Below are 14,366 nucleotides of genomic sequence, written 5' to 3'. Positions count from 1 at the left end.
ACTAGCGTCGATTACTTGCTGTTTTTTGCAACATGGAATTTTTCCATGATGCCTTGAGTTGAGAATAAGTTACGAACAGTATCAGATGGTTTAGCTCCATCTTGTAACCATTTAAGAGCAAGCTCTTCATTGATGTCAACTTTAGCTGGTTGAGTCACCGGGTTATAAGTTCCCACTACTTCAATGTAACGTCCGTCACGTGGTGAACGAGAATCTGCAACTACAATACGATAGAAAGGAGATTTTTTTGCTCCCATACGTTTTAAGCGAATTTTTACTGCCATTTTAAATAAGCACCTCCGAATAGTTTCACACAAGATAGTATAATATCAAATGTCTTGTATGTTTGTAAAGGTTTTTTTCTTAACAGGTGAAAAAAGTGTTTAAATGGGCAATTTCAGCCTATTTTTATGCTCATTCCCCTTGAAAAAAACTTACATGAACGGGAATTTAAATCCCTTTTTCTTTCCTTTTTGCATGCTTGTAACTTGTTTCATCATCTTTTTCATTTCTTCAAATTGCTTCAGTAGTCGGTTCACTTCTTGGATCGATCTTCCGCTGCCTTTGGCAATCCGTTTCTTGCGGGAAGCGTTCATGGTTTCAGGATGTTCTTTCTCTAGTGTCGTCATCGAACGGATGATAGCCTCAACATGACCGATTTGTTTCTCATCGATCTGAAGGTTATCCATCCCTTTCATTTTATTCGCACCAGGAATCATCTTCAAAATATCATCAAGCGGTCCCATATTGCGCACTTGACCAAGCTGTTCAAGGAAATCATCGAAGGTAAAGGTAGCGGTACGCATCTTTTTCTCTAATTCTTTCGCTTTTTCTTCATCAACATTGGCCTGTGCTTTTTCGATAAGGGTCAATACATCACCCATGCCGAGGATTCTTGAAGCCATCCTTTCTGGATGGAATGCTTCAAGTGCATCCAATTTTTCACCCATACCGACGAATTTAATCGGCGTGTTCGTAACGGAACGAATAGAAAGTGCCGCACCACCACGGGTATCTCCATCTAGTTTCGTTAATACGACTCCAGTTAGTCCAAGCTGTTCGTTGAAGCTTTGGGCCACATTGACAGCATCCTGACCTGTCATCGCATCGACAACCAGGAAGATCTCATCCGGTTTGGTCAATTCTTTGATATCTTTCAGTTCGCCCATTAGATTTTCATCAACATGGAGGCGACCTGCGGTATCAATCAACACATAATCATGATGTTCTTCCTTCGCTTTTTCAATCGCCTGTTTGGCAATTTCTACAGGACTGACCTGATCGCCTAGGGAAAAAACAGGCATGCTTAATTGTTTGCCAAGTGTTTCAAGCTGCTTAATCGCCGCCGGACGGTAAATATCAGCCGCAACGAGCAATGGCTTGCGGTTGTATTTTTTTCTAAGAAGATTGGCCAGCTTTCCGGTGGTCGTCGTTTTACCTGCCCCTTGAAGACCTACCATCATAATGACAGTCGGTGGTTTGGTGGCAACGGCAATCTTACTCTGTTCGCCGCCCATCAGCTGAGTCAATTCTTCCTTAACTACTTTAATTACCTGTTGACCGGGGGTTAAGCTTTTTAGCACTTCCTGGCCTACCGAACGCTCACTTACACGCTTCACAAATTCCTTCACGACTTTAAAGTTAACGTCCGCTTCAAGTAGGGCCAAACGAACTTCACGCATCATTTCTTTAACGTCTGCTTCGTTGACCTTCCCTTTTCCACGGATCTTTTGCATCGTGTTCTGCAGTCGGTCGGCCAATCCTTCAAATGCCATATTGCCGCCTCCTAATCCAACTTCTCAAGCGCTGTAATTGCGTCAAGCAACTTCTCTTTAGAAAAGGATTCCTTCTCTAAAAGTTCCTTCACATTTGCAATCCATTGGTTACGCTCTTGAAATTTTTGAAATAACAATAGCTTCGCTTCATATTCTTCGAGCATTGCTTCTGTTCTTTTTATATTATCATAGACTGCCTGCCTACTGACTTCGTATTCATTGGCAATCTCTCCAAGAGAGTAATCATCCAGATAGTAGAGGGCCATATAGCTCTGCTGCTTTTCTGTTAACAACGATTGGTAAAAGTCATACAAATAATTAATCCGCGTTGTCTTTTCAAGCATATTAGCAAGCCTCCCTGCTGTTAAGTGAAAACCCTTTACAAGTTTATATTGTATAGTGTCCGATATTTCATGTCAAGCTAAACTCCTTACCACCTGATAAAAAAACATCACTTTTTTCGTTTTCTCGCTTCAATCAAGCGCTTCATCTGCTCCTCGCGCTCTGATTGGGACAATTTATTTATTGGCTCCTTCGTGGGGCGGCGAGCTGGCACTGATTTTACCTGCTCCCTTTTTTGCTTGATTTCTACATGTTGCTTCTTTAATTCTTCTTGTTTACCAACTGCTTGTTTTACCTTTTTCAATTTTGTTACTCTTTTGTTTTGAATAGAAAAAGTGGTTTCTGATTTTTCACGTCTTGTCGAAAAGATACGGGAGACTCTTTGCCAACCAAACCTTCGGACCGCGATTTCACAGAATAAAAGCAGGAAAGCCGCTAACAGGAGCCATGAGCCGATGCTTTGCTCTTGCCTTGCCGTGGTTTGCAACTTGCGGAATGCCTCAGATTCCTCCTTCAGTTCCTTGCCTCCCGAAACAGCCAATAAATCCTTAATAAGCTTCTTATTTAGGCCTTGCTGCAAGTATTCATCTGAATAAGGCACAGTGAATCCTGTCTGATATAGGTTCGTTCCTCCGTCGTTGGAATTTTGTTCTACACTTAGAAAATACATCCCTGATTGTTTTGGCATGATGACTTCATGTTTCCCCGGCGCGATGAGCTTTGTATTGACATCGATCTTCTCGCCCTTTTCCGAGAGTACGTTCACCGATACAGGCAAGTGATTTTGTGTGGATGATTCGAGCCTAATGACGGTATTCTCGCCACTATTATCCTGTGTGAGCATATACGGCTCACTTTCGAATTTAGGCAGCGTGTTTGTGATCAATTGATTGAGAAATGTGCCCCACCTATCCCAAGCGGGCCAATCGCCCGACCATTTACCGCTAATGTCCGAGGTGAAAGCTGCCGTCGTCCCCATTCCATATTGCCACTCGGCAAGGACTGGGTCTTCTTTTTCGCTGATCAGAGACGACAATGCACGCTGTTTTGCAGTTGTCGCGATGTATGCATTCATCTTAGGTACACCATCCTTGAACAATGTGTTCCAATCCGGGTTATCCTTGATGGATGGATAAAACGGGCTATCTTCAATGTAGGTCCGGCTCGCCATGACGGTTTCTCTCGATAAAATACTGGGAATCACGGAAGCATCCGTGACATCGTAAAAGCGTCCCGTCCCGAAATCAGCCAATTCTTCAAGTAAATTCTTATCGGCATCACTTCCGATTGACACTGTGGAAAGGGTTATGTTCTTTCCCTTTCCTTCTTCGATTAGATCTTCATAATTTTTTGGAGCGTTTGACTGCCCATCCGTCAATAAAATAATGTGCTTCCGCTGTAACTTAGCATCCATCAACTTTTCGTATGCCATCTCAAGTGAACTGTAGATTTCCGTACCGCCACCTGAAGACAGTGTGCGAATTTTCTCCACCACTTTTTCTTTATCCTTAAGTGGCCCGGCTTTGATGATTTCCCATGGTCGGTCATCAAAGGCAATGAACCCGAACGTATCTTTCTCGCGCAAAAGCTCAACGGAGCGGGCAGCCGCTTCCTTTGCCAATGATAGCTTGTTTCCATCCATACTGCCTGATCGATCGAGAACAATCATCAATCCAAGGGAAGGCATCTCTTTTTTTCCTTTGATGTCCATATCTACCGGAAGTAGATCCTCGATCGGTGTCTTGAAATATCCGCCAAGCCCAAAACTGTTTTCTCCGCCTGTCATCAGGAACCCATTGCCGAATTCCTTAACGGATTGCTCTATCATTTTCATCTGGTTTTCCGAAACGGAGGTGGCTGGAACATTATTAAACACAATCGATTGATATTGTAAAAAACCTGATAAAGTAGTCGGCAATTTTTCCGGGACGGTGGTCTCGACAATTAGCCCGCCTCCGTTCAAGATATTTCCAAGATCCCCTGTTGGCTCACCCTCGACAATTAATACTTTTGGTGTGCCTTTTACATTCGTGATTGCCTGCAATTGGTTATTTTCCGTAAATGTATCTTTTTCAGTGATGATTTCAGCCTTATATACTTGCAGACCAGTTTGTTCCGCGGTATGCGAAAAAGAGAATAAATTGGTCCCTTCCTTTACATCCACTGTCTTCTTGATGATTTCCTGATCATTCAGTGAAATGCGGACAGTCGCTTTTTTAGCTGTATTGCTATAGACTTCCAATGCTATCTCTGTTTTTTCGCCTTGGTAAATAGACGGGGGAAGCGTGACATTCTTCAGGGCAACATCTTCGCCAGCCAATTCGGACAACGGGACAACATCAAGCTCAATGTTGTTATTTTTTAGCAATTTCGCCTCTTCCACACTACTTCCGGACGTTTCGTTCCCATCAGAAAAAAGGACAATTCTCCCGCTTGAATAGCTCGGAATGAGCGAGGAAGCGAATTGGATGCCTGAATCCAATCGGCTTGCATCATCTTCCAATTCACCACTAAACTGGCTTATGGGCGTATGTTTAGTCGTCAACGCTTGCTCAGCAATGGCACTCCCCCCAAAGGCGGCCACTGCAAACGTATCATCCCTACCCATTGCTTCCATACTTTTCTCAATCCAAGCGAGCGTTTTTGTACCCGAATCTTTGACACTAGCAGAACGATCGACTAAAAAAACAACTGTCGACCCTTTGACAGGCAGTAATAATTGCGGAACGGTCAGTGCAAATACTATGAGGAAAAAAACACATGACCTCAGCACTGCTACAACCACCGTCTCTCCTCGATTCGTTTGATTACGTGATTTTAGCACATACAAATAAATAAGGGCTACACAGGGAAGGAGCAATAAAAAGAGCAGTGGATAAGTAACATCAATGCCCACGTCGATATACCTCCCATTCGGCCATCAGTAGCAGAAGTGCCATACAAGCCAGCCAGTACCATAGGATATCCTGTTTTGTATCGCTTCCCTCTTCTATCAACTCTGATGATTTCATATTCATCCTGAACGATGGGGCTGAAACAATTTCCTTTTCCCTGTCATCCAGTAATACAGAAAAGGAAAATACCTGTTCTCCCGCTATCGCTTCGTATGTACCAGGCTTACTTGGTGCCCGGAAGCCTTCTTCTTGTATATCGACGGAATAAAGATTCTTTCCGGACTCTGTGAATATAGACATTTTTTCCGTTTCTGTCCCAAGGTTCAACCACTTTTCCTCACCAGGCTGATAGTAACCTAGAAAATTCGTTTGTTGGGTCAGCCATTGATACGAGTTATATAAAAAGATGGGGAACCCAGGCTGCAACGGCCAATCAGTATCTCCTATGGAAAAGTTCAAGGCAACGATAGGTTGTCCTTGATGTGTACCTTTTTGAATGAGCGGAGAATCCTCGCTAGCAAGCACATTATCCCACTGCTTGTTGACTGGGATGGAGGCTGATTCAATATAAACATTTTCCATTTCTACGTAGTCCAGGAGGGGGTCACCGGTGCCTTTTGGCTTTCCAGTCAGTTTCTGATTACCCTTCTCCGTTGCATTCATAAAAAGAAGTGGATATGAACCAAGTTCCTCTAATTCCACCCCTTCGGCCATCACGATTCCATCCTTCCCGACCTTTTCTTTATCCTCAAGTTGGATAATATCAAGGCCGATTGTTTCAAGTCCATTAATTAAAAATGGATTCACGTCCCCCACTGCATAGACTTTTTCATATACCGCCGTTTGGATGGCCGTCATTTCATTGTCAGCGGTATAGTCATCATTTACGTTGATGGTGGCCGTGTAATAAGGTTTCTCTTTCAGAACCGGTATATCGATTATTTCCTCGCTATTCGATTTCACGATTACTTTTTTTGTGAAGAGAACGTCTTGTCCATTCGCTACTTGGAATTTAACCGTTTCATTCTGCTTCGTTTGATTTTCAATGACCGCCACCCCCGTGATGCCTCCTTCCGTGCTTGCCGTACCAAATGATAGTAAGGAGAGATTGTCAGTTAGACTACTGAAATTATGTACATCAATCGGAAGGTCGTCCGATAACCCGCTAAGGTCAGCCTCTTCAACTGAATCGGAGTAAAGATGAATGACCGATTTTTTCCCGGTAGATAGAGAGTCCGCCAGTTTCAGTGCCTTATCAATATTCTCGTGACTGTATGTGAGTTCCAGTTCTTTTGCTTGCTTTTGTAACTCAGACCGATTTGTCTCGTGATTGGCAAGTAGCACAGGCTTTTGACCGGCAGCGATGATTGTCACTTCCTGATCATCTACCATCTTAAGCATCTCCACCACTTCTTGCTTGGCTTTTTCAAAACGGGTGAGTTCCCCTTCTTTTGCACTCATCGAAGCCGAAGTATCGATAATTAGGATTAGATGATCACCCGGAATCCCTTTTTGAAACCAAAAGGGTTGGACCAACGCAAACATGAGAAAGAGAAGTACCAGCAACTGAAGCCAGAATAAGAGATTATGCTGTAATTTATGAAGCCAAGGAGAAGCCTGCCATTCATTCAGCACCTGCTCCCACAATAAATTGGACGAAATCGTTGTTGTTTCATACTGCTTCCGGAAAAAATAAAACAAAATAACAGCAGCGATAAAAAAGCTCAATAGAAAGAAGAGTGGATTGGAAATATGCATAACTTCACCTCAATTCATTAGCACGTGGCGTGGAAAATCGTGAAACAAGATCGTTTGGATATCGGTATCGGCATTTACAAGCATATAGTGGCTGCCAAACCTTCTACAGACAGCTTCAAGCTGCTCGTTATGCTGGGCAAGTCGCCTTTGATAGTTTCCGATAAGCGTAGGATTGAGGCTGACATTGACCGCTGTTCCCATTTCACTATCCACTAATTTCAAGTCCCCATCATACACCGGCTGAATTTCTTCATTCCCCAGCAGTTGAATGAACCAGATCTCTTGCCTGGCCGAGCACAGCTTTCTTAATGTAGCCTCCACCTTTTCAATTGGCTCAAGACCATCCGAGATGATAATCGCAAGCTGCTGATTCCTCGCCATCACTTTGCCAAGCTGCTCATAAAAATCCCCGCTTCTCTCCGTATCTTCTAATCCAGCTATCTCTCGAAAAACTCCTTTACGGTGAACCGCACCTTTTCGTCGAATGGGGGCGGAATGGGTAGCGACCGGGATAAAAGTTAAACGGTCTTCACCCGCAAGAACGACAAAGCTTAACGAAGCCGCAAGCTTCCGGGCTTGTTCCCATTTCCCCGGGTGTGCACGCATTGAAGAGGTCATATCCAAATAGATGACTACGGAGAGCTCCTGTTCATCGAGAAACCTTTTTATATAATGCTTCTGGGTCCGGCCAAATACATTCCAATCAATTTGCCGAACATCATCTCCCGGTTGATAGGCCCGGAAATCGGAAAACTCTAGCGAGGAACCAAAAGCATTAGACCGTCTCGAACCTTTATGTAGCCCGCGTTTCCTCGTTTTCACTAGTAATCTCTTTTTCTGGAGCCTTTCTAAAAAAGCATAAGATATCATCATAAGGAAGTTCCTATTCCTAATTTGTACGCTGACTCGACGACTTCGGCAATAATGGAATCAGCCAGTATCCCACTTGCTTCCGCTTCGAAATTCAGTAAAATCCGATGCCTTAGCACAGGATAGGCCGTCTGCTTCAAATCACCGGCCGAAACATGATAACGTCCTGCGAATAAAGCCCTTGCCTTTGCCATCTTAATTAGACTCTGCAAGCCACGTGGTCCACTTCCGAATTGGACATATTTCCGGACAACGTCAGGCGATTCCTCCCCATCCGGGTGGGAACTCGATATGATGGAAACCGCATAATCCAACATCTCATCTGAAACAAGCACCTCTTTCACTAGTTGCTGTATAAACAAGACATCTTCAATGGAGGCAGCTTTTTCAATGGAAATGGTGTCTATGCCTGTCGTTCGTAGGACAATCTGCTTTAGTTCCTGTTTTGTTGGATAACGGACAAGAATTTTACAGATGAACCTGTCCATCTGAGCTTCTGGCAAAGGATACGTTCCCTCCATATCGATTGGATTCTGGGTCGCAAGCACAAAGAACGGCTGTTCAAGCTGTTTCGTCTCGCCCATGACCGTCACAGTTTTCTCCCCCATTGCCTCTAACAGTGAACTTTGCGTCTTCGGCGTCGCCCGGTTGATTTCATCAGCCAAGACGATATTCGAAAAAAGCGGCCCCTCATGGAAGATAAACTGCTGCTTTCCATCTTCTCCCGGTTGCAACAGCATGGTTCCCGTAATATCGGAAGGCATCAAATCCGGTGTAAATTGGATTCTAGAAAAATGTAAATCCATGCACTCCGAAATTGTCCGAACGAGCATCGTCTTTCCCAGACCCGGCAACCCTTCAAGCAATACGTGTCCACCTGCAAAAATGCTCCATAAAACTTGATCGATTACTTCTTCCTGGCCAACGATAAAACGGGAAATCTCCCGTTTCACACTCTCAATCATTGTCGCTGCTTCAGTAAATTGCTGTTCTTTCTCCTTCATTTCCCCACTACCTTTCCGGATCAAGCTTGTTATAGTAATTCTTAACGATATCATTCAAATCAGATGGTAATCTAAGTCGATCGGTACTTTGGCGATAGGATTTCTCATACTGCTGATAGACCTCCTCATAGTTACGCAGGTTCCCTCGCAATACTGGGCCGTCCGCCTCCTCCTGTTCGCCACTTCCCTCACCAAGCTTTCCGTTATCGGTTTCCGTATTCTGCTTCCCATCGGTCTTTTCGGGAATCGTCAGCATTTCCCGTGAACCTTGCCCAGCTCCACCTGTCGTGCCTCCTTTTCCTCCACCACCATTCGCTCCTTGGCCTTGACCCTGACCTTGGCCTTGTCCTTGCCCTTGGCCTTGGCCTTGTTGACTTCCGGAATTATTCCCTGCATTGGCGTTAGGCTGGGCATTGGGTGTAGCCGAAGGCTGTCCTAGGGGTTGATTGGCAGCCTGGTTGCCCTGTGTCCCATCGCTGTTAGAAAAAGCTGTTTGAGAGGAAGGGGTTCCATTTTGGCTCAGTTTATTCTGGAGCTGGCTTCCCGCCTGACGAACGGCTTGATTGGCAGTAGCTAACTGCTTGGCAAGTTCTCCCGATTCCATTGCCTCCCCCAACTGCTTCATCAATGAGTCCATCTGTTCTTCACTTAATTGATTTTCCTGTTCTGTGTAGCTCTCTAGTGCCCGTTTCTGCTCTTCAGAAAGCTCTTCCCACCTTTCATTTAATTTTCTCAGTTCCTTTTCGACCAGTGGGATGTCTTTTTGTTCAAGTGCCTTGGACAAATCCGTAAGGCCAGCCTTTTTTGTCTCGTCTTGCCATGTTTCAAGAAGCTTCTGCTTTTCCTTTTCCTTCATTTCTTTTAATTGTAGCTCACTAGATTGTTTGGCTAGGGCCTCAAGGGCCTTCTCGGCTTTTTTCTCACGTACAACTTTCTCTTTTACCTCTTTTAATGTCTTTTCGACAGCCGGATCCTTCATTTCCTTCGCCTTTTCCTCAAGCTCTTTTTCCACTTCCTCGACAATCTTGATTTCTTCTTCAGCCTGTCGGGCTTGATCCATTTTCTGATTTGGAAAAATTGCTAAAAGAACCCCTCCTGTTGCTAAACAAATCGCAAGGGTCAGCAATTTCGGTTGCACCCATTTTTTCTTTTGCCTAAGTGCCTCCTCTTGATGGATCTTCATATGGTGGATAGCGTTCTTAAGCTGAAGCGATTTAAGCTCACCGGCCTCCCCTAGAAAAGAAAATCCCGTCACGACCCTGTCATCTGGAACAAACTGGTTAAACAGCAAAACAGCCGTCTTGTTACCTGGTTTTCTTTTAATGATTCTATAAACAATAAAAGCTATCAAACAGATCATTCCAATGAAAAAATATCGAAAAACAAAGGGAATGACCACGATACGTGCCGCAAAAAAAACCAAAACCGCCCATGCAGAGAGGGCAATGAGCAAAAGCTGCCCCTCCCTCATCACATGCTGGGTGATAAGTTGCCGTTGAATGGGCTTAATCAGCTTGAGAAACTGGTTCTGGTCATCCATTGGTTCCTTATTCATCGCTTCGCCTTCATCTTGACTCGTAACTTTTTCACACTGAGTAAAACGGAGCCGATAAAAAGTAGTGTGTAACAAATCAAATGGGATGCCCAAAGCGGGAAGTGTATCCCCGACAATCGACCGATCTCCTCAGAGTATGTCGGTTCAAGAAAACCAATCATGACAATGGGAGTGTTTAACATGGCCGCCAAGTACGGGAAAGGGTTGACAGCCGCTGCCGCCGCATTCCCCTGATTCATGGCTGCCATGGACCCAAAAAGCAAAGTCAACAAAGCTGTTCCACCGACTAAAAACAAGGTCATGCCATAGGTAGTGACCATCGCCGCAATGGTTTTACGAACGAGAGTAGAGAAAAGCACCCCGATGCTGCCATATACAATGACGGTAAAGACATTGAAGCCTAGCACCATCAAAAGCTGAGTCGGGGAAATTCCGCCGAATAAAAAGACAATGCTATACAGCGGTAAACTGGCCACCACCAATAATAACAAGTATGAAATGGATGAAATTAATTTTCCGAAAATGATGCCTGCCGAACTTTGGGAGGTGGTCAATAAAATATTCAATGTCTGACGCTCCCTCTCACTCGAGATGACACCTGCCGTCAGCCCAGGTGTAATGAACAAGACCAAGGCCAGTTGGATAACGGATAGAAAGACGAACATGCCCCGGCTTGCGTCCGGGTCAATACGCCCGCCCATACTAGTAAGCGATTGGATAAAAATCATACCGATAACGATGGCCCCGATGGCAAGAACATAGAATAATACACCTAAAAAACTTTTAAATGACCGAAAGCGCAGCTTAAATTCTTTATTCAAAACAGGATTCATCAGCCAGCTCTTCATGACAGTTCAACCCCTTTCGTGATTTCCATGAACACATCCTCAAGATCCGTCTCAATTTCCGAAAAAGAGACAATCGGTAAATCTTGCATCATACAGGACTTAAGCAGGTGTTGTTGAGCCTCGGCATCTCCTTTGAATAAAAACTGAATCGTTTTTTCATCCACATGGGTATTGATCTGGGTAATATCCGGAATATCTTCTAAAAAAGCGATGGATCGCTCGATATCCTCACGAACCTTTATGATTAGGCTTTTTTCCCCCTGCAGCTTATGCTGGATTTCAGCAACCGACCCTTGCGCTTTCAATTTCCCCTGATCGATAATGCCCAGCACATCACACATTTCAGCAAGTTCAGGTAAAATATGGGACGAAATCAAAATCGTTTTCCCCATATACTTCAGTTCCTTTAATATCTCGCGCATTTCAACACGAGCCCTCGGATCGAGCCCGGAAGCTGGTTCATCCAAGATAAGCACTTCCGGGTCGTGGATCAGGCTCCTAGCAAGACAAAGCCGTTGCTTCATCCCCCTTGATAAAAGGTCCACATAGGAATCCTTTTTATCCGATAAATTCACGAGCTCGAGCAATTGTGGAATCAGCTTACTCCGTTCCGAAAGCGGTATGCCATAACTCGCCCCGTAAAAATCCAGGTACTCTTCGGCCTTCAACTGATCGTACACACCGAAAAAGTCGGGCATATAACCAATTTGGCTGCGGACTTGCTTAGGTTCCTTCGATATATTGTAACCATTGATATAAGCTGTACCCGAAGTGGGGGCAAGCAGGGTTGCCAAAATGGAAAAAGTCGTGGACTTCCCTGCACCATTTTGACCGACGAAGCCAAACACGGTTCCTTTGTCTATTTGCAAATCTAAGTGATCCAATGCAGTGAAAGTGCCGTACTGCTTCGTTAACTGTAAAATTTCTATCATTTCTCCACTACTCCCTTCACATTGATTTGCGGCCCTCTCACATTTGGCTCATCATCATTATCTTTAATGATCTTAATTTGGATGTCCCCTCTTTTTGATATATAATCGGAGATATCCTTCTTCCCTTTGAAGGTGATTTCCCGTTCTTCATCAGCTATCGGTTCATACTTACCAGTTGAAAAATTATAAAGTTCATACTTAACATTTTGTTTGCCGAACTTTATCGTCATTTCTTCCGTTTTGAAGGTTTTGTCCTTCATGAGTTGAGGAATCGAACTGATATATTCATATTCTCCCCTATCGAACCAATACGTTCCAAATCCTTCTTCTTCCCCAAAAGAACCGCGGAGTACATTCACTGAGCGCTTGAACATTTCTTTTGACAATGTCACTTCTCCGGCAAAAATGATTTTCGCGTTAAATGTTTGGAAAACTAAATTCTCTATATTCTTTTTCGGATTCTTCGGCAGTGTAACATCAACGATTTCATCGTCGGTTATCCCGCTGATAACCGGGTCGGACTTTGTCGATACTCCTAAGAAATAAGATTCCGTCAGATAAAGAAGTTGATCCCTACGCATTTTTTCAAGATCGATTTTTTTTCTCGTAGTTCCATTATTCCAAGATGACGAAGTCGTTCCATAAGGTTTAAACAAGAAATCACTCTTTACCCTTTCGTTTACCTTGATCCGTTCTCCCTTCTTCAACGTTCCGAGATTGATTTTTTCATTGCCGGTCATGATCATCAATTCCTTAAAGTCATATGGTGTCTCATTTTGAATCGTACCGGTCAAGGTCTTATTTTCAACTGTCAGATTTGTCTTGAATTGACCTGCATTTTCCTTGTGGACCTTACCTATGAATGATCGGGTAGACCAATATTCGACGTTTGGAAAGGTCAATTCCGTATCGGTTGCCTTTTCTTCAAGCAATGGTGCCCGTTTCAGGCTTCCACCTAACCCCTCCTGCGTCATTGGCATCGCAACCAACTCATTTTTCGGGAATGTCAGGTTGTAATCGCCGCCTTTATTGGATAGAAGGACATTCGATTGAATGCCGACAATTTGGTTATCCTCAACTTGATAGATTCCCAATTGATTGAGTTGCGGCTTGGCAAGACGGTCTTTCGCTCCGACGGCGAAAGTCAAAACCGTCGTAATACAAGCAATCAAAGGAATGATCCACCAGGCATGCTCCCTTTTGTCCATTTTCTTCAGGACCAAAAATAAAATCGGTACAATGATCACAATGTAGACTAATAGCAGCAATAACAATTGAGTGACGGATAGAGTCGTATCATCAAAGTAACTATTGGGCTCATTCATTTCCCAGCTTGCTCCATCCATGAACTCTCTCGAAGTGGAAAATGCATTCAACTCCACCTTATTTATAATCGCTTCAAACGAGGTGCCATAGCCCTTCCAAGAGGCGAGTGGCTCGTCTCCTAGTGAAAAGGCCGTCTGGACAATCATCCCGCTTCCATATTGCTTTTTGACAACGGCCGGTGATTCCCCGCTTTTCGCAATGATCTCTGCCCCCTTTTCTACCTCACCAATAAAACCAGGCAATTGTTCAAAGGAAGGGCGGTCCTTTTTCTTTTCTGTAAGAAAAGATGAATCCATCTTGATTTCATTATCCATCTTCATTGGTAGAAGATTATAAAGGGACCCGTATAATTGAGCGCCATTCGGAGAAGCACCGGCGATTAACATACCACCAGACTGTATCCAACTCTTTAACGCTTTCTGCTGAGCCTCATCCAAGGCGGCAATGGCAAATTCATCAACGATTAAATAATCGAACATTTCATAACCAATTGACTGCTTTGGTAGTTCTTCTTTTTTCAATTCAATCATCGTTGCTTGAAGTGATGGTAAAATTCTCAATTCAGTCAAACGGTCGTATTTTTCACTTAATACTCCAATCAAGTCCTTGCTTTCATCAAAGAATTTTGGTGTCAATACCTTGGGACCTGAATAGTCTACTTCTTTACCATTCTTCCAATCTCCCTCATAGAGATAGATTGTCTTCGTCAATGGCATTCCATTATAACTGTAATTTTCATCCGTATACCCCGGAAGTGAAATGGAATAGGTCTTCTTACTACCCTTTGGCAATTCCACTTTTAAGATTTGCGAACCTCCAAATTCATAATCGGCTTGAAATTGAAAAATCAGCGTGCCGCTGAAAGCTTCCCCCTTATTTTCAATATGTACGGTCATCGGCATAGCCTTCGTGCTAGTTATGTATCCATCAAACCCTGTTTCAATCGAGATTTTTATATCCGGGTCTGCTGCTTTAGCTTGAATTGTATGGATAGGAAAAAATAAGGCAAAAAATAACAAACAAGCTGAAACTCCCTTTATTTTTCTGAACAATCTGACTCCT

General features: G+C 43.7%; 11 protein-coding genes. All 11 read right to left on the bottom strand.

The window, feature by feature from the left end; all coding sequences use genetic code 11:
• Positions 1–11: 11 nt before the first annotated feature.
• Positions 12–284: a 30S ribosomal protein S16 gene (gene rpsP / locus ACIQXN_RS14615; RefSeq protein WP_053345299.1), complete on the bottom strand. Its 273-nt coding sequence runs from the start codon at positions 282–284 to the stop codon at positions 12–14.
• A 150-nt stretch (positions 285–434) separates the two neighbouring features.
• A complete protein-coding gene (gene ffh, locus ACIQXN_RS14610) occupies positions 435–1,775 on the bottom strand; it encodes a signal recognition particle protein (RefSeq protein WP_402967807.1) in 1,341 nt (446 codons plus the stop codon).
• Between the two features lie 11 nt (positions 1,776–1,786).
• Complete coding sequence (locus ACIQXN_RS14605; RefSeq protein ID WP_402967804.1) at positions 1,787–2,119, bottom strand: putative DNA-binding protein; 333 nt, start codon at positions 2,117–2,119, stop codon at positions 1,787–1,789.
• A 107-nt stretch (positions 2,120–2,226) separates the two neighbouring features.
• Complete coding sequence (locus ACIQXN_RS14600) at positions 2,227–5,013, bottom strand: VWA domain-containing protein (protein ID WP_402967801.1); 2,787 nt, start codon at positions 5,011–5,013, stop codon at positions 2,227–2,229.
• The gene (locus ACIQXN_RS14595) at positions 5,003–6,769 is read right to left on the bottom strand and encodes a vWA domain-containing protein (RefSeq protein WP_402967798.1); all 1,767 of its coding nucleotides are present in this window, start codon (positions 6,767–6,769) and stop codon (positions 5,003–5,005) included. Before ACIQXN_RS14595 ends, ACIQXN_RS14600 begins: the two co-directional genes overlap by 11 nt.
• Positions 6,770–6,778: 9 nt before the next feature.
• On the bottom strand, positions 6,779–7,642 hold the full coding sequence (locus ACIQXN_RS14590; protein WP_402967794.1) for a DUF58 domain-containing protein: 864 nt from the start codon (positions 7,640–7,642) through the stop codon (positions 6,779–6,781).
• Positions 7,639–8,643 (bottom strand): AAA family ATPase, encoded by a 1,005-nt coding sequence (locus tag ACIQXN_RS14585; RefSeq protein ID WP_402967791.1) that lies wholly within the window; start codon positions 8,641–8,643, stop codon positions 7,639–7,641. The genes ACIQXN_RS14590 and ACIQXN_RS14585 overlap by 4 nt, the downstream gene beginning before the upstream one ends.
• Before the next feature lie 7 nt (positions 8,644–8,650).
• Positions 8,651–10,198: a hypothetical protein gene (locus tag ACIQXN_RS14580; protein ID WP_402967788.1), complete on the bottom strand. Its 1,548-nt coding sequence runs from the start codon at positions 10,196–10,198 to the stop codon at positions 8,651–8,653.
• Complete coding sequence (locus tag ACIQXN_RS14575) at positions 10,195–11,046, bottom strand: ABC transporter permease (protein WP_402967785.1); 852 nt, start codon at positions 11,044–11,046, stop codon at positions 10,195–10,197. Before ACIQXN_RS14575 ends, ACIQXN_RS14580 begins: the two co-directional genes overlap by 4 nt.
• Positions 11,043–11,978 (bottom strand): ABC transporter ATP-binding protein, encoded by a 936-nt coding sequence (locus ACIQXN_RS14570; RefSeq protein ID WP_402967782.1) that lies wholly within the window; start codon positions 11,976–11,978, stop codon positions 11,043–11,045. Before ACIQXN_RS14570 ends, ACIQXN_RS14575 begins: the two co-directional genes overlap by 4 nt.
• Positions 11,975–14,356: a hypothetical protein gene (locus ACIQXN_RS14565; protein ID WP_402967779.1), complete on the bottom strand. Its 2,382-nt coding sequence runs from the start codon at positions 14,354–14,356 to the stop codon at positions 11,975–11,977. Before ACIQXN_RS14565 ends, ACIQXN_RS14570 begins: the two co-directional genes overlap by 4 nt.
• Positions 14,357–14,366 lie beyond the last annotated feature (10 nt).

Source organism: Peribacillus sp. NPDC097295 (assembly GCF_044761665.1).
In the GTDB taxonomy this organism is placed as follows: Bacteria; Bacillota; Bacilli; order Bacillales; family DSM-1321; genus Peribacillus.
The sequence above is the reverse complement of the archived record's forward strand: the minus strand, read 5'-3'. Positions and strand labels throughout refer to the sequence as shown.